Here is a 16,708-nt window from a genome sequence, read left to right as displayed (position 1 = left end):
GCGAATCATGCCAGTCACCTGGGTCGGTAGGCGCTCGCGTAGGTCGGGTAACCCGGCGGGACCGACGTCGGCCGGATGATCACCGTGGTCGGGGTCGGCGCGCCGCTGGACGACGACGTGGTGGACGAGCTGCCGAGTGACTTCGTCGGGTCCGCCGAGGTCGACGAGGAGGACAGCCGGACCTGCTCGGTCGACGAGCTGTCCGTCGCCGTGGTGTCCTCGACGACCGGGTCCTCGACCACGCCGGTCGGCGCGTCCGACTCGCCGGTCGCCTCGACGTTCGACGCCACGACCTGCGTCGGCCCGCCGTCCACGGGCTTCCCGCCCGGCTTCGGGGGCGGTGGGGGCGCGGCCACGTCGTGCCGCGGCGGCTGCTCGTCCTGGGTCGGCGGCAGCTCCACGACGACGCTGGGCGGCAGGCTGGACGTCGTGGTCGCGCTGGTGGTGATCACGAGCTGCTGGCCGTGCGGGGCGTCGTGGTCGGCGCGGATCTCCGCGGGACCCGGCGACCCGGTGAACAGGCCCGCGAGCAGGCTGAACAGGCCGACGGCCGCGGCCGACGCGACGCCCGCGAGGACGAACTTCACCCGCCCGCTCAACCACGCGGCCTTGCCCGCGACGGCGACGCCGCCGAGCTGCGCGCCCAGCAGCGCGGTCGCGGCCACGGGGACGCCGAGGTGCGCCGCGTGGGCCCGCAGCGTCGAGCAGACCTCGGTCAGCTCGACGTGCAGCGCGGTGCAGCGGGCGCACGTCCGGAGGTGCTTGCGGATGCGGCGCTGCTCGGCCCCCTGCACGCCACCGGCCGTGTACGAGCCGAGCTTGGCCAGCACGGACGAGCACGACGCCTCGCCGTGGTCCTCGGCCAGGTGGGCCTGGAGGTACGCGGCGCGCAGGCCCTCGCGGGCGCGGCGGGCCAGCGCGGACATGGCGTTGGCGCTCAAGCCGAACAGGGGCGCGACCGCGGACGGGCGCTCGCCCTCCACCTCGACCTGCCACAGGACGGTCCGCCAGCGCTCGGGGAGGCTGGTGAACGCGCGGCCGATCAGCGTGTACTCGGCGCGCTGGGCGGTGGCGTCGGCGAACGGCTCGACCCGCCTGCTCAGCTCCTCGTCGTCGACCGGCACGTCCCGGCGACGCCCGCTCCACTCCCACGCGACCCGGCGGGCCACGGTCAGCAGGTACGTCCGGACGTGGTCGGTGGGGCCGCTGCCGCGGCGGATCGCCTGGAGGACCCGGAAGAACGCCTCGGCGGTCAGGTCGTCGGCCTCGGCGGGCTCGCGGACGTGGCGCAGCGAGAACCGGCGCACGGCGTCCGCGTGCCGCGAGAACAGCTCGCCGTAGGCGGCGTCCTCCCCGGCGCGGACCCTGGCGAGCAGTTCCCGGTCGATCTCGGTGCCGTCGGTGCCATCGATGTGCTCGGCCATCCCGACCCGACACCTCCACCCGGCCACGTGCTCCCAGGTCAACATGCCACAAACCCGTCGCGCCGCCCGAGGATCGGCCCGACCCGGTACCGAAGACCACCCGGTCGGCGTGAGCCGTTCGGCCCAACCGAAAACCTCCGCCGCTGGTGACGACCTGGTCACGGGTCGGCGTCGGGTGGTCGCCGCGCCGTCGGTAGGGGGTCGGCGAACCGGTAATCTTCCGCCGTGTGGCCGACTGGCGTTCGAGAGCAGCAGCTCTGCTCCCCGAGCTGAACGATGTCGTCGAGCACGAGTCCTGGTCGTGCCACGTGTACTTCGGCGAACTGTGGCACCTCGCGCTGGAGGCGCACCGCGCCGCCGACGAGGAGACCCTCCGCCGGGTGTACGGCTTCGCGCACTGGTGCTTCGAGCAGCCGGAGCAGTTCCTCAGCAACGCGATCATGGTCAGCTTCTACGAGCACGTGTTCGACGACTGGGACCTCCGCGACGACGTGGCGCACCGGTTGCCGCCGGAGGTCGTGGCGAAGGTGCGCCCGCTGTGGGAGTGGCGCATGACGACGGACCGGTTGGCCGAGGTAGATCGCCTTTTCGACGAAACGGGACCCCCCGGTCGAAATGCTGTTTGAGACTGGGTTATAGTTACCTCGCACCAAAGAACACCGGTGCGGACGTGGCGCAGCTGGTAGCGCATCACCTTGCCAAGGTGAGGGTCGCGAGTTCGAATCTCGTCGTCCGCTCTTCGCAAATCGAGGGCGAGTGCTCGCATAGAGCGCTCGCCCTCTTTGCTTTCGAATCACACCGGGGGTCCAACCCCCGGACCCCGGCCAGGGGGCAAGCCCCCTGGACCCCCGCGTGGTCGCCGGCGCGATTAGGTTTGAGCCCGTTAGGAAGACACCTCTTCGAGACGGAGCTTTCAGATGGCCACCACGCGCACGGCGACCACGAACTGGGAAGGCAACCTGCTGGAGGGCAAGGGCGCTGTCTCGCTGGACTCGTCCGGCGTCGGCACCTTCGACGTCAGCTGGCCCTCCCGCGCCGAGGCCGCCAACGGCAAGACCAGCCCGGAAGAGCTGATCGCGGCGGCGCACTCGTCCTGCTTCTCGATGGCGCTGTCCCACGGTCTCGCGGGCGCGGGCACCCCGCCCACCTCGGTCCAGACGAAGGCCGACGTGACCTTCCAGCCCGGCACCGGCATCACCGGCATCCACCTGACCGTCAACGCGGTCGTGCCCGGCCTGGACGCCGACGGGTTCGCCGCCGCCGCGGAGAACGCCAAGGCGAACTGCCCGGTCAGCCAGGCGCTCGCGGGCACCACGATCACGCTCACCGCCGAGCTGATCGGCTGATTCGCCGACGGGGGTTCGGCTCGGCCGCGATCCGGTCGAGCCGCACCTATTGGAACGCCCGATTTGACCCGATCGGGTGATCCACATTAGTCAGGCCGGATGCGGCTGGGGGGTCAGGGGCGAATCGCGGTCGGCGCGTTGACGGGCGCCGTGGTGGCCGCGTTGTTCAGCGCGGGCCTCGCGACCCCCGCGCCCGCCGAGGTCCTTCCGGTGGGTGACGGCCCGGCCGTGGTCGTGCTGACCGGCGGCCAGCCCCAGACGCGGCTCAAAACGGCCGTCCCGTCGGTCCGGTCGACCGCGTCCACCCCGGTTTCGACGTCCTCCGAGGCCAATGTGACGACTTCGCGGACGACCACGACGACCGAGCAGACGACCACCACGACCACGACCACCACGACGACAACGACGCAGGTCCAGACCACAACGACGACTACGAAGCCGCCACCGCCGACGACGACCACCACGACCAGGAGGCCCTGCGGTCTGCTGTCGTGCTGATCTCTCCCCCTGGAAGTCCACGCGGTGCAGCCGGCAGAATCCGAGGCGTGACGTTGAGCCAGGAGCACAAGCAGTTCACACCCGGTAACGAACCGACGATCAAGTTCCAGAGTGACGCGACGGTCAAGTTCCAGCCGGTCGCCCCGCCGCCACCGTTCAACGCCTTCGCACCGGCCCTCCCGCCGCTGCCCACGCCCCCCGCGCCGCCGGTGGTGGCAGCGCCCGCTCCCCCGGCCCCCCAAGCCCCTCCGGCTCCACAGGCCCCTCCGGCCCCACCGGCCGTCCAGGCCCCTCCGGTCGCTCCCGCGGCGCCCGTGGCCCCACCAGCCGCCCCGCAGCCCCCCGCCGCGGCCGTGCCCCCGAAGCCCGCCGCGCCGAAACCGCCGCGCAGCGCCGCCCGCCGCATCGCCCGCCGGATCCTCGGCCCGACGCTGATGACGAAGAAGAACTAGAGCGAGTCGACCTTGAACGGGTCGTGCTCGGCCAGCAGCTTCTCCAGGCGGGCCTGGTCGACCCGGCTCGCGAGGTAGCCCTCCTCCTGCCGGTCGCGGATGCACTTGGCGAGCGTGAACGCCGAGGTGACCGTGAACAGCAGGCCCAGCGCCAGGAAGGCGCGCACCCAGCCGTCGACCGGCAGGTAGGCCACACCGAGGCCGACCGCGGCGACGGACACGGCGAACGAGATGACGGCCTGCGCGTAGAACGCCGTCGAGGTCGGGGTGTGCTTCTTCGTGGTGTTGGCCATGCGGAAATTCTGCGTGCGCACGCGTGCGCTGTCTTGAGTACCGCTACTCAACTTCGCCCGGCAGCCCCTCGACCACGGGCCGCTGCGATGTTCTCGTGGGCCCGGACACCGCTGTGCGGAACCCATCCCGGTGGCGTATTACCGAAGTGATACGGCAGCGACCCATCTCACCTGCGGATTTGCCACACCGGCTGAGCGGTGTGCTCCGGGTCCGCCAAGATAGGCTCCGCTGGCTTGGCCACTGGTATGGACTTGTTCCCAACGGCCACCACACGGACGTCCGAGTATTCACGGACTGCATCGCCGAGAGGGATTTCAGATGGGCTGGCAGGAAGAGCTGAGCGCTCTGGACGAGGCGCTGGCCGCCGGGCGGATCACCCCGGACCAGCATCGGTCACGTCGCGACGAGCTACTTGCCGCGGCGTCCGGCGGCGGACCTGCACCGATGCGGTGGCAGGCCAGTCAGCCTTCCGATCCCGAGCAGACCGGGATCATCAGGACGAACCAGTTCACCGACTCGGAGAAGACGCAGAAGGTGCGCCCGGTCGGGTTCCCCCCTTCCCCGCAGCAACCCCAGTCGCAGCAGCCGCAGTTCCTGCAGCAGCAGTTCGGCCAGCCGCGGCCCCCGGTGCCGCCGTGGGGCGAGCAGACCTTCGGTGGCACGCCGAGCACGTCCGGGATGCACGGGCCGGAGGTGTTCGAGTCGGGTGGCGGCAAGAGCCCGCGGGTCGGGATCTACGTGCTGATCGGCGTGCTGGCGTTCGTCGTGATCGGCGGTGGCGTCTTCTGGTTCGGGCTGAGCGGGGGCATGGGGACCAGCACCGGTGACCAACCCGCCGCGTCCTCGACCGCCGCCGCGCCGGGCACGCCGCCGAACCTGGCGGCCGTGCCGGAACCGCCGGGCAAGGCGAGCCCGAAGAACGGCGAGTACACGCTGGCGAAGGCCAAGGACGCGAAGATCCTCAGCGACAAGGACGTCAAAGCCCTCGAAGCGGCGGGCGTCGACCAGGTCTTCGACAAGTCCAGCGGTGACAACGGGCTGAACTACGCGGTCGCGGTGTACGTCGCCAAGGACGCGGACTCGGCGAAGAAGCTGTCGTCCACGCTGGTGGACAACCAGGTCGCGGCCGGTATGTCCACTGTGGAGCAGATCGACGTGCCGGAGTCGGTGTCGCTGATGAAGCTCGCGGCGTCGGACCAGTTCCTGTACCGCGGCGTGTACACGTCCGGCAAGGTGACGGTCCGCGTGGCGACCGCGGGCCCGAGCACGGTGCCGGAGCAGGACGTGGCGAAGAAGTTCAACGAGTTCGTCAAGAAGGTCATCGGATCGGTGAAGGTCGACTGATGTCCGTGGTCGACGTCCCGCCCGCGGAGGTCGTGCCTCCCGTCGAGCGGGAGACCGGGTCCCGGCTGCCCCGGCTGCTGCTGTGGGCGCTGGTCCCGGTGCCGGTGGTGCTCGCCGTGGTCGAGGTGCTGCGGTCGCCGCGGCTGAACTTCAACGACTACTGGGCGGTCCTCGCGAAGGTGGCCGACCAGGACGGCGGACTGCGGTTCTCGCCGCTGTTCGACCTGTACAACGAGCACCCGATCACGCTGGTGGGCCCGGTCTTCTGGTTGGACGCCAAGTTCTTCGACGGCTACAACTGGACGCTCGGCATCGCCAACGTGGTGCTGGTGCTGATCCTGCTCGCCGCGCTGGTCACGATGCTGCCCGCCCGCCTCGCCGGCACGCCCCGCGCGGCCGTGGTCGCGGGCATCGCGCTGATGCTGTTCTCCTCCAGCGCGCTGGAGTACTTCGGCATGGGCATGAGCGGCATGCACTGGCTGCTCGGGCTCGTGCCCGCGGTGGTCGCGCTGCGGTTCGCCCACCGCGGCAACACGGTCGCGGCGGTCTTGTTCGGCGTGCTGGGCTGCTTCGGCCACGGCAGCGCGTTCCCGGTGTGGGCGGGCCTGGCGCTGATCGCCTGGCTGCGCCGCGACCAGCTGTGGCGGGTCGTGCTGCCGATGGGCCTCGGTGTGCTCACGCTCGTGCTGTGGCTGCTGCCGTCCCGGCCGGTCAGCTACCCGACGTCCGCGCTGATCGGCGCGGACACCGTGCTGGGCACGGCCGTCGGGATGCTCGGCCAGGTGTGGGCGGCGCGCAGCGCGGACGTGGCGTTCGTGACGGGCACGGCGACCGTGGTGCTGTTCGCGATCCTGCTGCTGCGCCGGGTTCCGCGCCGACCGGCCGCCGAGTCCACTGTGGACGATCCGGGCTGGTTCGGGCTCGCGCTGCACGTGGTCCTGGTGGCCGTGATGGTCGGCGCGAGCCGGTCGCGCTTCGGCACCGGCGAGGCGCTGGGGCCGCGGTACGCGATGGTGGCGCTGCTCGGCGCGTGCGCGCTGCTGGTGCTCCTGGTGCTGCACGGGCCGCGGCTCGCGCGGCTGAACGTGGTGCCGCTGGCGCTGGTGATGGGCCTGGCGACCTACGCCGTGGGCAGCGCCCAGTCGACGGCCGTGCGGGAGAACTACCCGCTCCAGCCGGTGCTGGCCGTGGCCATGAAGGTCGAGGCGCCCTCGGTCATCGAGTCGATGAACTCGACCACGAAGGTGCTGCCCGTGCTCCGCGCCCTGCACGCGTACCCGTTCAACGACAGCTTCTCCCTGGGCTGCAAGGGGTACGAGCTGGGCGACCTGGTCGACATGAGCCGGGTCGCCGAGCTGCCGGGGCCGGTGGGGTCGTCGAAGACGGCGGGCGCGGTCGAGACCGGACCGGTCCGCGGCGACGCCAAGGTGTTCGGCTGGGCCGTCATCGACGGCAAGGCCGCGGACTGCGTGATGGTCGTCGACGGCGGCAGCGTCGTGGTCGGCGGAGGCGCGGTCGGAGTCCCCCGAGCCGATGTGGCGAGTACCACTCACACCACCGGACGGGGCGGATGGCACGCTGTGGCGAAACCAGGCGTCCAAGACGCGGTTGTGCTGGTCGGTGCAGGCGGCCGGCTGTACCGGGTCACCCTGGTGGTCCAGGTCGGTTGACGAAGCCCGACACCAACATGGTTGCGATGTCGGCCAACAGATGTGAGCGGCAGGGCGGGTTCGGTAACAATGTCCTCTGCTCTCGCTACGTGGAAGGGGCCAGATGTCCTGGCAAGAGGACCTGCAGCAGCTCGACCGAGCGCTGGCGGCAGGGCAGATCTCCGCGGACGACTACCGCCTTCGCCGCGATGAAGTCCTTGCCAACGCCGCGCAGGCCCTGCCCGGTGGCGCTCAGCAGTCCCAGCAGCAGGCGCCGCCGCAGCAGCCCGCGGGACCGTTCCCTCCCCCGTTCCGCTGGGGGGCGCAGTCCGAGGCGACGCAGGTCGTGCCGTCCGGCGACGGCGAGCGCACCCAGGTCGTGAGGCCGGGCGCCACACCGCCGCCGGGCGCGACACCGCCGCCCCCGAAGCAGCCGGACGCCGAGCGGACGCAGTTCATCCGCCCGACCCAGCCCCCGGCGGGCGGGGACGCGGAGCGCACGCAGGTCGTGCCGACCGGCACGCCCAGCGGTGGTTTCCCGGCGCAGATCTTCCCGCAGCAGCCGCCCGCGCCGCCCGCGTGGCAGGACGGCGGCGGGTCCGCCCCGCCGTGGGGTTCCGGCGACGGCGAGGGCGGCAACGTCTGGGCGAACGTGCAGGGCCCCGAGGTCTTCGAGGAGAGCGGCCGCAAGGGCAAGGGCAAGGTCGTCGCGATGATCGTCGTCGGCCTGCTCGTCGTGGGCACGGCGGTCGGCGCGTACTTCCTGTGGGGTCCCGGCAAGGGCGAGACGACCGCGGCGTCGAGCACGCCCCCGGCGACGTCGACCAGCACGCCTCCCCCGTCGCCGCCGCCGGTGCGCAAGACGCCGGACGGGCCGTTCGTCGAGGTCGAGGGCAAGGCCAGCCAGTTCAAGACGCTGGACATGGCCGACGCGCTCGTGGCGAAGGTGCCGACGTTCGACGAGGCGCAGCTGCTCCAGCAGTCGGGCGTGACGAGCGTGCGGTTCGCCGTGAGCCAGGACGACGGCACGAAGCTGTCGCAGGGCATCTGGGCGTTCAAGTCGACCAACCCGGCGGCGACGCAGGCCGCGGTCGAGCAGCTCTACCAGGCGGCGCAGTTCGAGCTGCTGCCGACGAGCCAGAAGAACGTGCCGATCCGGCACCTGCCGATCACGAAGGACAACCAGATCGCGACCTACCGCGCGCACTACATCAGCACGGACTTCGTCGTGCGGGTGGAGGCGTACGCGCCGGACGAGGCGGCGGCGAAGCTCGCGTTCGACACGCTGCTCCAGCGCCAGCTCGCGAAGTTCCCGCCGACGGCGTAGGACGGACGACCAGCGGCCCCCTCCCGACGTCGAGAGGGGGCCGCTGTCGTGCTCACGGGGTGGGCGCGACTCCGCAGTCGGCGAGGACCTCGTCGATCTCGGCCCGGAAGGCCTTGCGGGAGAAGAAGGTCCGGGCGATCGACAGCAGCTCCTGCTGCACGTCGGTCCACAGCGCGTCGTCGGACAGCAGCGCGCTGGTCAGCTCGACCACCTCCGCGTTCGTCTCGCCGACGAGGTGCTTGGTCAACGACCCCAGCCGCAGGCCCTCCGCGCCGACCGGGGTCGTCACGAACGGCAGCCCGGCGGCCATGGAGTCGAGGAACTTCAGCTTGATGCCCGCGCCGAGGCGCATCGGCACGACCTGCACGCGGGACCGGCCGAGCCACCACGCGGGGTTCGGCACGCGGCCCACGACGTCGATCAGGTCGGACCCGAGCGCCCGCACGGTCGCCGTCGGGTCGGCCCCGACGATCGCCAGCCCGAGGCCGGGGTGCTTCTCCCACAACGCGGGCAGCAGCTCGTCGGCCAGTTCCAGCACGGCCACCTCGTTCGGGCTGCCCGCACCGGCCATGAACCCGCCGAAGAACGCGATGCCCGACCGCGCGGCCACACCGGGGACCTGGTCCGCGATGTCCACGGGGTAGCCCGCGACCCGGATCGACGCGTCGGGCGCGATCTTCGCGGCCCACTCGGCTTCCAGCTCCGTCACGCACACGCCGACGTCGGCCCAGCGGAACGCGGCCTCCTCGACCTCGCGCTGCTCGTCGGCCTCCTTGCGCCGCTTCGCCCGGTCCGCCGGGGTCTTCGCGGCGTTGACGTACTGCTCGGCCCGCCGGAAGAACAGCGACTCCGAGTCGTAGACCTTCACGGCCTGCGGCTGGCTCTCGGCCACGGCGTCGGCGATCCACGAGTAGTTGTGCGGCCGCATGACGATCACGACGTCGTACAGCCCTGCCCGTTCGCGCAGCACCTGGAACGGGTTCGCGTGCTGCCACACGACTTCCACGCCCAGCTCCAGCAGCGCGGGCGCGTACGCCTCGGCGCGCAGGATGTCCCGCGCCAGGAACGTGACCCGGCGGTTCGGCGCGGCCAACGTCTCCAGCAGCCGTTGGGTGCGCGGGTCGCCGCTGCCGCGGTCGGCGTTCGGCACCCGGTCGTCCACGACCAGGATGCGCTCGTCGGCCAGGATGTCGCGGGCGTGGAAGAAGGTCCGCAGCGCCTTGTCCGGCGCGGGCAGCATCGGCCGTCCCACCAGTTCGGAACCCCAGCGCCGCAGGAAGGTGCTGCGGTTGAGCTCCATCAGGTCCTTGGCGGTCGAGCCGTCGGACGACCCGTGCCGCTGGTGCACGACGGTGCTGCGCGGGTCGACCACCACGTCCCACCCGGCCCGGCGCAGCAGGAACGCCAGGTCGACGTCCTCGAAGTAGGCCGTGTCGTACTCGGTGGAGAACCCGCCGACCGCGTTGAACGCCCGCCGCCGCACCAGCAGGCACGCGGCGGAGGCGTAGTCGACGGGGTGCGGGAACAGCGCGTCCTGGTTGACCAGCGGGGCTCCGTCGCCCCACGCGCGGCACCAGCCGTCCGCGCCGACGACGGACCCGTACTCCTGGATCGCACCCGACTCGTCGCGCATGACCGGCGCCACCGCGGCCACGCCTTCTTGCGTGTCGAGCACGTCCACCAGCGGTTCGAGCCAGCCGGGGCCGACCTCGACGTCCGCGTTGAGGAACAGCACGTACGGGGCCCGCGCGTCGATGACGCCCAGGTTGCAGCCCGACCCGAACCCGATGTTGCGGCCCGCCACGTGCCCGCGCGCGCCGCGCATGTGCTCGGCGACCCACTGGTCCGTGCCGTCCTTCGACCCGCTGTCCACCACGATGACCTCGTGCGGCACGGGCGTGTGCTCGCCGACGAGGTACAGGCAGGCGTTGAGCATCGACCGGCCGCCGTAGGAGACCAGGATGATCGAGACCTGGGGCGGGACCTCGGCGTCGTAGGCCGTGTCCGTCACGAGCCCGCCTTCCGGATCCGCCCGTACACCTGGCGCAGCGGTTGGCTCCAGCGGATGAGCTTGGTGTTCTGCAAGGCCGCCAGCTCCTTGCTGTCGTGCTGGTACCGGTTGGTGATCTCGTCCACCGCCGCGTTCCACCGGCCGCGCAGCTCGTCGATCTCGTCGCGGGTCTCCTCGACCCGCTCGACCAGCACCCGGCGTTCGGCGATCTGCCGCTTGCGGAGCTGCTGGTTCGCCTGGCGCAGCAGGGCGTTCTCGCGGGTCAGGTCGGCGATCCTGGCGGCCGCGTCACCACCGCGCTCCTGCCAGGACCTCATGGCCAGGTCGGCGATCTTGTCGAAGTGCGCGTCCACCCTGACCTGGAGCGCGCGCAGGCGTTCCGGGTCGGCCGGACGCCCGAAGGCGGCGCGGATCGCGTTGGCGAGGGTGTCCTCGTCGATCCCGCGCTGGTCCGGGTGGCCCATGGTGTCGGCGAGGGCCTTCAGCTTGCTCTGGTCGGACAGGTCCAGGATCACCCACGGCTTGCCGTAGACGAACGCGGCGATGTTGGCGTGGAAGCTCATCGCGACGACACCGGCCGAACCCCAGATCGCGGCCAGGATGTCCTCCGGCGGCTGGCCGGACGGCAGGCGGTACACGGTGCGGGTCGGCAACTTCGCCTGGAGCGCGTCGGCGAACAGGTCGTCGCCGTGGCACGGGCCGGTCTCCATCAGCACGACGTCGCCGACGAGCCCCTCGTCCAGCGCCCAGTCGAGGACCTTCGCGATCCCGGCGACCTGGTGCACGGCGGACCGGTTGGCCTGCACGATCAGCGCGGGCCGGTCGTTCGGGAACCAGCCCATGAACTTGAGGTACCGCAGGCGCTCGTCGAGCACGGTCTCGTCGACCAGCCGGTCGAGCAGGAACCCGAGGTCCGGCACCACGGCCACGTCGCCCTCGACGCCGCACGCGCGCAGGCGTTCCAGCGACAGGTCGTCGCGCACGGCCGTGTACTCGCGGCGGGACACCGCGTCCTTGATGGTCCCGGCCTTCTCGGCGTCCGGGACGAACGGGATGCCGACCGCGTTCCAGACCACCGGGTGGTCCTTCTCGTAGTCGCCGAGCCCGTCGACGAAGAACCGGCTGGGCGCGCGGGCGGCCAGCTCCTTCTCCGTCGTGTGGTACGCCCCGGCGAGCAGCTCGTCGCGGAAGTGCACGATCTCGCCGCCGCCGATGAGGGTCAGGTCGGCCGTCTCGGCCAGCTGCTCGACCCGGACCGGCGACCACTCGCCGAGCGCCTCCGCGATGAACCCCCCGTCCATCCGGCAGGGGTGCTCGGCACCGAAGGGGGAGAAGGGGCGGACGCGCCAACCGTCGAGGCGGCGGGTGATCTCCTGCTCGGTGACCCGCGGGAACAGGTGGTCCCCGAAGTTGTCGAGATCGAAGGTCCCCCACACCGCGACCGTGCCGACCGGCCGAGAGGTGTCACGACTGCTCATCACCGCGCAACTGTATCCGGACGGGTGACAGCGCTTCCCGGTTTCCGGTGCTAGCGGGGCTTCTTCGCCAGCTCCTCGGCGATGGTCGCGATCGTGCCCTCGTCGAGCAGCGGGTTCACGCCCCCGACCAGCGACCTCTCCGCCGCCTCGAACACCACGACGTCCTGGTCGGCGAGCATCGCGCCGGTCCGGTGCGGGTCCGCGGGCACGAAGTCGCTGTTCTGGAGCGTGATGTCGGCGAACCCGGCCACCACGTACTGGTGCACGTAGAAGGTGAAGGAGTCGCCGAGCACGCCGACCTTCGCGTCGACGACGCCCTTGCCCGAGGACTGCGTGACGCGGCGGGGTTCGGCGAAGCTGCCCTCGACCTCGCGGCTGCGCACGTCCACGCCGTCCGGGGCCAGGCGGTAGGACTGGAGGACCACGGACTTGCGCTGGCCGATGAGCGACGACAGGTCGCCCGGCACCTGCACGACCTTGCCCTGCGTGCTGCGCCACGTCACGGAGACGCCCGGCTTCGCCTGCTCGGCGATGGCGCGGGCGTAGACGAGGCCGCCGTCGAACGTCCAGTGCGTGTCGAACTTCGAGTACACCGGGCCCTTGATCTTCTTGGCCGCCAGTTCGAGGTTGGGCCGCAGGTCCACGGCCCCGGTCTCGGCGACGACCCCCTTCCAGAACTCGTCGCGGGCCTTCGTGGCGCAGTCCTTGCCGAAGTAGCCCGGCGGCAGGTGCTCGGGCACCATCGTCGACTTGTTCGGGGCCACGACGAACACGAACTTGCGGCCCGACGCCTCCACGACCTGCCGCAGCCGGGCGACCCGCTGGAACACCACGTCCAGCGGCAGCTTCGGCTCGCACGCGCCCTGCACGTCGAACCCGAGGTACAGCCAGTTGTCGCTGCCCTCGATGACCTGCTGGTACTCCGAGGGCGCGGGCGGGGCGGGCACGCCGGCCTCGGTCGTGGTCGGCGCGACGACCGGGCCCACGTCGTTCTTCTTCTGCTGGTCCGTCTTGAACTGCGGCGGCTCGCCGAACACGCCCCGGCTGATGCCGTCCTCCGCCTGCACGGCCTTGTCGCGCAGCGGCAGGTGGTCGGTCGCCCACTGGTCGAGGCCGGTGAACAGGCCGAAGCCGTCGGTGATCGACGGGAAGTCGGCAAGCCTGCGGTTCTCGAACTCCGGCGCCCGCACGCCCACGACCAGCAACAACAGCGGGACGCAGAAGAACACGAGCGCGGCGACCCGTGACGACGTCTGGCGCACGCCGTGCCTCGGCCGGTGCAGCGGGTGCTCCCGCGGCAGCCACGACTCCGGCAGCGGCGGTAGGCCGGGACCACCTCCGGGCGGAGTCGACGAATCGAGCCGGTTGGCGGTCACCGGGTCAGGGTATCCAGCCGCGTCGTGACGGGTCGGATGGATCTGCAACCTCACACGAGTGCTACACGTCTATACGGGTGGGTCACGCCCATCCGGACCCGCCGAGTCGACGGAGGCCGCGATGTGGTTGAGTGTGACCCTGGTCACTTTGGCAAGTGCCGCATTCCTCACGCGGACCTTCCTGGCGCTCAGAGCCGTACCCAAGAGAACAAGACAAGAACAAGACAAGCTTCTCCCCCCGTCCCCGATTGAGACATAGTCTGACCGCCACAGGTCTATGTCGGATTCGCTTGGTTGACGTACGATCCATTCCAGTTGATATTGGGATCGGTCTACGCTCGATCCGGGACCTCACAGAGGTAGGTGCGTCATGGATCTCGCACTGAGCAAGGTCATCGAGTTGCGCGAAAGCGGCTTCCAGTTCCTGCACCTGCGGGACGGCGAGGGTGAGCTCGATCGGATCATGGCGTTCAAGCAGCGCAGAGGTTTCATCGACTCGATCCTCTTCTGGTCCGAGACCGAAGCCCGCGCGGGCCGTCTACCTGCGGTAAGGGACAGCACGCGTCCCGCGCAGGCCGTCTGGATCTACGAGGGCCAGCTCGTCGAGGCGGTCGACCGCCTGCTGCACCTGCCCGAGCCGGGCGCCCGCAACGCGCCCACGTTGATGAAGAGCACGGCATCGGATCTCGCCGTCGTGACAACGTTGCCGTTCAAGCTGAACCTCCCGCCCGGCGCCATCGCTTAGTGCCCAATCGGTCGCGCAGCGTGAATGAATGACATCGTGACCAATACGACCAATACAGCCGGTAACGAGTTCATGAATGGCTCATAATCTTTTCGGGGTCACGAGTCCGGATTCATAAGCGAGAACAACGAGCTGCGCCCGGTCCCGAGCGCCAATCTTCGTCATGATGCGGCTGACGTGCGTTCTGGCCGTCGCCGGGCTGATGACCAGGTGTTCCGCTATCTCGTCGTTCGACAACCCGCCCGCCACCAGCACGAGCACCTCCCGCTCCCGCTCGGTGATCTCCCGCAGCGCCGACGGGTGCGGCCGCCGGTTCTCCGGCCGCGACGCGAACTCCGCGATCAACCGCCGCGTCACGCTCGGTGCCAGCAGGGCGTCACCAGCAGCGACGACGCGCAGGGCGTGCAGCAGCTCCACCGGCTCGATGTCCTTGAGCAGGAACCCGCTCGCCCCGCCCCGCAGGGCCGCGAACACGTACTCGTCGACGTCGAACGTCGTCAGCACGAGCACCTTCGTGCTTCGGAGTCCCGGATCCTCGGAAATCAGCCTCGTGGCCTCCAACCCGTCCACACCGGGCATCCGGATGTCCATCACGACGATGTCCGGCTGGTGCGCTTTCGCCTGCGCCACGGCCTCCGCCCCGTCCCCGGCCTCCCCCACGACCTCGAACCCGTCCTCGGTCTCCAGCAGCAACCGGAAACCGGCCCGGACCAGCGCCTGGTCATCGGCCAGCACGACGCGAATCATTGCTCTCCCCCCACCGGCAGAACCGCCCGGACCTCGAAGCCACCGGGCTTTCGCCCCGCTTCCAGACTGCCCCCGAGCGCTTCCGCCCGTTCCCGCATACCGGTCAGTCCGGTGCCCGCGCCCATGCTCGGCATGCTCGACCGCCCGTCATCGCTGATGACGATCTCCAGTTGGCCTGCGGTCCGGGCGAACTCGATGGTGATCACGGTGGCGTCCGGCGCGTAGCGCAGGGCGTTGGTCACCGACTCCTGCACGATCCGGTAGGCCGCCACGTCCACCGGCGCGGGTAGATCGCCCGGTTCGCCGTGGACCTCGACCGGCTTCCCCACCGGCGTGATCAACTCGTCCAGCCTCTTCAGACTCGGCGCGGGTGCCGTCCCCTCGCCACTCCGCAGCACTCCCAGCGTTGCCCGCAGGTCCACCAACGCGGCCCGGCTCGCCTCCTTGATGGCCAGCAGCGCCTTCACCGCCTCCTCGGGCTTCCGATCCGCCACGTGCGCCGCCACCCCGGCCTGCACGTTGATCATCGCCAAGCTGTGCGCCACCACGTCGTGCACCTCGCGCGCGATCCGCAGCCGCTCCTGCTCCGAGTGGAACCGCCGCCGCTCCACCGCCCGAGCCCGCCCCAGGCTGACCACCGCGAAGGCGGGCACGATCACCAGCGGCCCGACGTACCCGACCAGGTAGTACCCCCACGTGGACGCCCCGGTGAGCGCGATGACCGCGACCGGGTACCGCCTGCGCAAGAACAGGAGCGCGACCGTGACCGCGATCCAGACGTAGGGCACCGCGTGCGCTAGGGACACGGCTCGAAGGTACGGGAGGAGGAGCCGGTCGGCGTCGGTGCTGAGGCGGCTCGGGGACGTACGTCAGGCGCGGTACGCGAACACGGGTCGCCCCTCGGTGGTCGCGGTGCGGGTGTGCACGGTCGGCTGGAGCGGGTTCGCCCCTCTCGCGGGTGAACGAAGTCGCCCGGACGAAGTACGCGCCTTGCCCCGGACGGCCTGGATGCGACATTTTCGCGCCCATGGACCTCAGGAAGACCACGGCGGACGCCGCCGTCGACGGCGGCTGAGCCGCCCCAGGGACCGGAACGGCCCTGGCCCCCTCCCCCCTCGGGTCAGGGCCGTTCCACCAGCAGTTCCAGGAACCGCGCGGGGTGGGTGAACGCGGCGAAGTGGCCCGCGCCCTCGACCAGCGCCATCCGCTTGCTCGGGGCCGTGACGCGCTCGAAGAAGTCCTCGGCCAGCGACCGCACGGTGACGTCGTCGTCCGAGCCCTGGAGGATCACGACCGGCACCTCGAACACCGGGTCCGCGCGGAAGCTCATGAAGTCGCGGAACAGGGCCTTCTTCGAGTACCCGAACCCGGCCATCACGTGCCGCAGGTCGCGCCACCCGTAGACCTCGCGCCGCAGCACCAGCGGCAGGAACAGCTTGCCGAGCACGGCGTTGTCCATGCTCCAGCGCATCTTCACCTCCCACGCCCTGTGGTCCCACTTCGCCGGGTCGGGCCCGATCGCGGCCAACGCCTTGGCCGCCTTGGGGTTCTTCAGCGCCCGCCGGTACGACTCGGCCTCGTTGTCGATCATGTCGACATAGAGATCAGTCGCCACGTAGACCTCGAACAGGTCCGGCCTGCGCTGCACCAGCGGGGTGCCGATCATCGTGCCCATCGAGCCCGCGAACAGCACCACCTTGTCCTTGCCCAGGTGCGCGCACAGGTGCTCGACCAACTCGACCGCGTCGGCGATGCACCTCTCGAACGACATCTCACCGCAGCCCTCACGTCCGTTGCGCCGCAACGTCTTCCCCGCGCCCCGCCGGTCCCACTGGACGACGGTGTAGTGCTTCTCCCACTCCCGCAGCAACGGCGTGAACAGGGCGTACGGGGAGCCGGGGCCGCCGTGCAGCACCAGCATCACGGGGTTGTCGCGGTTCTCGCCGCGGATCTGGATCCACTGCTCGACGCCGCCGATGGACTGGTACCGCTGCTCTTCGATGTTCGTCATGCGACA

General features: G+C 70.7%; 16 protein-coding genes and 1 tRNA gene. 8 read left to right on the top strand and 9 right to left on the bottom strand.

Features of this window, described 5'->3' with window-relative positions; translation table 11 throughout:
- Window positions 1–14: 14 nt before the first annotated feature.
- Window positions 15–1,424: a sigma-70 family RNA polymerase sigma factor gene (locus ACFWW9_RS05355; RefSeq protein WP_390371720.1), complete on the bottom strand. Its 1,410-nt coding sequence runs from the start codon at window positions 1,422–1,424 to the stop codon at window positions 15–17.
- Window positions 1,425–1,651: 227 nt separating this feature from the next.
- On the opposite strand from ACFWW9_RS05355, the gene ACFWW9_RS05350 reads away from it, so the two are divergent.
- The 3 genes from ACFWW9_RS05350 (at window position 1,652) to ACFWW9_RS05340 (ending at window position 2,770) form a co-directional block, all read left to right on the top strand.
- A complete protein-coding gene (locus ACFWW9_RS05350) occupies window positions 1,652–2,050 on the top strand; it encodes a hypothetical protein (RefSeq protein ID WP_390371718.1) in 399 nt (132 codons plus the stop codon).
- A 38-nt stretch (window positions 2,051–2,088) separates the two neighbouring features.
- Window positions 2,089–2,161: transfer RNA gene (locus ACFWW9_RS05345), tRNA-Gly, on the top strand.
- 180 nt (window positions 2,162–2,341) lie between these two features.
- Window positions 2,342–2,770, top strand: a complete 429-nt coding sequence (locus tag ACFWW9_RS05340) for an OsmC family peroxiredoxin (RefSeq protein ID WP_390371715.1) — start codon at window positions 2,342–2,344, stop codon at window positions 2,768–2,770.
- 113 nt (window positions 2,771–2,883) lie between these two features.
- On the opposite strand, the gene ACFWW9_RS05335 is transcribed toward ACFWW9_RS05340, so the two are convergent.
- Entirely contained in the window at window positions 2,884–3,234 is a 351-nt protein-coding gene (locus ACFWW9_RS05335; RefSeq protein WP_390371712.1) for a hypothetical protein, read from the bottom strand.
- Between the two features lie 81 nt (window positions 3,235–3,315).
- Here ACFWW9_RS05335 and ACFWW9_RS05330 point away from each other — a divergent pair, with 81 nt between their 5' ends.
- Window positions 3,316–3,720 (top strand): hypothetical protein, encoded by a 405-nt coding sequence (locus ACFWW9_RS05330; protein WP_390371710.1) that lies wholly within the window; start codon window positions 3,316–3,318, stop codon window positions 3,718–3,720.
- Here the strand turns inward: ACFWW9_RS05330 and ACFWW9_RS05325 are convergent.
- Window positions 3,717–4,013, bottom strand: coding sequence for a YiaA/YiaB family inner membrane protein (locus ACFWW9_RS05325; RefSeq protein WP_390371708.1), 297 nt, complete (start codon window positions 4,011–4,013; stop codon window positions 3,717–3,719). The genes ACFWW9_RS05330 and ACFWW9_RS05325 overlap by 4 nt on opposite strands.
- Window positions 4,014–4,332: 319 nt before the next feature.
- Between ACFWW9_RS05325 and ACFWW9_RS05320 the strand changes: the two genes are divergently transcribed.
- The 3 genes from ACFWW9_RS05320 to ACFWW9_RS05310 all read left to right on the top strand — a co-directional run bounded on the left by ACFWW9_RS05320 (window position 4,333) and on the right by ACFWW9_RS05310 (window position 8,334).
- Window positions 4,333–5,358 (top strand): hypothetical protein, encoded by a 1,026-nt coding sequence (locus ACFWW9_RS05320; protein ID WP_390371705.1) that lies wholly within the window; start codon window positions 4,333–4,335, stop codon window positions 5,356–5,358.
- A complete protein-coding gene (locus ACFWW9_RS05315) occupies window positions 5,358–7,028 on the top strand; it encodes a hypothetical protein (RefSeq protein ID WP_390371703.1) in 1,671 nt (556 codons plus the stop codon). Before ACFWW9_RS05320 ends, ACFWW9_RS05315 begins: the two co-directional genes overlap by 1 nt.
- A 103-nt stretch (window positions 7,029–7,131) precedes the next feature.
- Window positions 7,132–8,334 carry a hypothetical protein gene (locus tag ACFWW9_RS05310; protein WP_390371700.1) on the top strand — a complete coding sequence of 401 codons (1,203 nt, stop codon included), beginning with the start codon at window positions 7,132–7,134 and terminating at the stop codon, window positions 8,332–8,334.
- Between the two features lie 52 nt (window positions 8,335–8,386).
- Here the strand turns inward: ACFWW9_RS05310 and ACFWW9_RS05305 are convergent, their stop codons facing one another.
- From ACFWW9_RS05305 to ACFWW9_RS05295, 3 genes are read right to left on the bottom strand one after another with little or no spacing between them, the layout of a single operon-like run.
- Window positions 8,387–10,345 (bottom strand): glycosyltransferase, encoded by a 1,959-nt coding sequence (locus ACFWW9_RS05305; RefSeq protein ID WP_390371698.1) that lies wholly within the window; start codon window positions 10,343–10,345, stop codon window positions 8,387–8,389.
- A complete protein-coding gene (locus tag ACFWW9_RS05300; RefSeq protein WP_390371695.1) occupies window positions 10,342–11,823 on the bottom strand; it encodes a polysaccharide pyruvyl transferase family protein in 1,482 nt (493 codons plus the stop codon). The genes ACFWW9_RS05305 and ACFWW9_RS05300 overlap by 4 nt, the downstream gene beginning before the upstream one ends.
- 50 nt (window positions 11,824–11,873) lie before the next feature.
- Window positions 11,874–13,199 carry a hypothetical protein gene (locus ACFWW9_RS05295; protein ID WP_390371692.1) on the bottom strand — a complete coding sequence of 442 codons (1,326 nt, stop codon included), beginning with the start codon at window positions 13,197–13,199 and terminating at the stop codon, window positions 11,874–11,876.
- A gap of 370 nt (window positions 13,200–13,569) precedes the next feature.
- Between ACFWW9_RS05295 and ACFWW9_RS05290 the strand changes: the two genes are divergently transcribed.
- Entirely contained in the window at window positions 13,570–13,944 is a 375-nt protein-coding gene (locus ACFWW9_RS05290) for a hypothetical protein (RefSeq protein ID WP_259627598.1), read from the top strand.
- 81 nt (window positions 13,945–14,025) lie between these two features.
- On the opposite strand, the gene ACFWW9_RS05285 is transcribed toward ACFWW9_RS05290, so the two are convergent.
- The 3 genes from ACFWW9_RS05285 to ACFWW9_RS05275 form a co-directional block, all read right to left on the bottom strand.
- Window positions 14,026–14,691: a response regulator gene (locus ACFWW9_RS05285; RefSeq protein ID WP_390371688.1), complete on the bottom strand. Its 666-nt coding sequence runs from the start codon at window positions 14,689–14,691 to the stop codon at window positions 14,026–14,028.
- Window positions 14,688–15,497: a sensor histidine kinase gene (locus tag ACFWW9_RS05280; protein WP_390371685.1), complete on the bottom strand. Its 810-nt coding sequence runs from the start codon at window positions 15,495–15,497 to the stop codon at window positions 14,688–14,690. Before ACFWW9_RS05280 ends, ACFWW9_RS05285 begins: the two co-directional genes overlap by 4 nt.
- 314 nt (window positions 15,498–15,811) lie before the next feature.
- Complete coding sequence (locus tag ACFWW9_RS05275) at window positions 15,812–16,702, bottom strand: alpha/beta fold hydrolase (RefSeq protein ID WP_390371682.1); 891 nt, start codon at window positions 16,700–16,702, stop codon at window positions 15,812–15,814.
- Between the last annotated feature and the right edge of the window lie 6 nt (window positions 16,703–16,708).

Origin of the sequence: Umezawaea sp. NPDC059074, assembly GCF_042738955.1 — a bacterium.
In the GTDB taxonomy this organism is placed as follows: Bacteria; Actinomycetota; Actinomycetes; order Mycobacteriales; family Pseudonocardiaceae; genus Umezawaea.
The sequence above is the reverse complement of the archived record's forward strand: the minus strand, read 5'-3'. Positions and strand labels throughout refer to the sequence as shown.

What these genes read in the sequence shown, in the direction of transcription:
- ACFWW9_RS05310 (WP_390371700.1), top strand. Translation starts at nt 7,132, where the DNA reads ATGTCCTGGCAAGAGGACCTGCAGCAGCTCGACCGAGCGCTGGCGGCA.
- ACFWW9_RS05275 (WP_390371682.1), bottom strand. Translation starts at nt 16,702, where the DNA reads ATGACGAACATCGAAGAGCAGCGGTACCAGTCCATCGGCGGCGTCGAG.
- ACFWW9_RS05320 (WP_390371705.1), top strand. Translation starts at nt 4,333, where the DNA reads ATGGGCTGGCAGGAAGAGCTGAGCGCTCTGGACGAGGCGCTGGCCGCC.
- ACFWW9_RS05325 (WP_390371708.1), bottom strand. Translation starts at nt 4,013, where the DNA reads ATGGCCAACACCACGAAGAAGCACACCCCGACCTCGACGGCGTTCTAC.
- ACFWW9_RS05285 (WP_390371688.1), bottom strand. Translation starts at nt 14,691, where the DNA reads ATGATTCGCGTCGTGCTGGCCGATGACCAGGCGCTGGTCCGGGCCGGT.
- ACFWW9_RS05340 (WP_390371715.1), top strand. Translation starts at nt 2,342, where the DNA reads ATGGCCACCACGCGCACGGCGACCACGAACTGGGAAGGCAACCTGCTG.
- ACFWW9_RS05315 (WP_390371703.1), top strand. Translation starts at nt 5,358, where the DNA reads ATGTCCGTGGTCGACGTCCCGCCCGCGGAGGTCGTGCCTCCCGTCGAG.
- ACFWW9_RS05355 (WP_390371720.1), bottom strand. Translation starts at nt 1,424, where the DNA reads ATGGCCGAGCACATCGATGGCACCGACGGCACCGAGATCGACCGGGAA.
- ACFWW9_RS05300 (WP_390371695.1), bottom strand. Translation starts at nt 11,823, where the DNA reads ATGAGCAGTCGTGACACCTCTCGGCCGGTCGGCACGGTCGCGGTGTGG.
- ACFWW9_RS05290 (WP_259627598.1), top strand. Translation starts at nt 13,570, where the DNA reads ATGGATCTCGCACTGAGCAAGGTCATCGAGTTGCGCGAAAGCGGCTTC.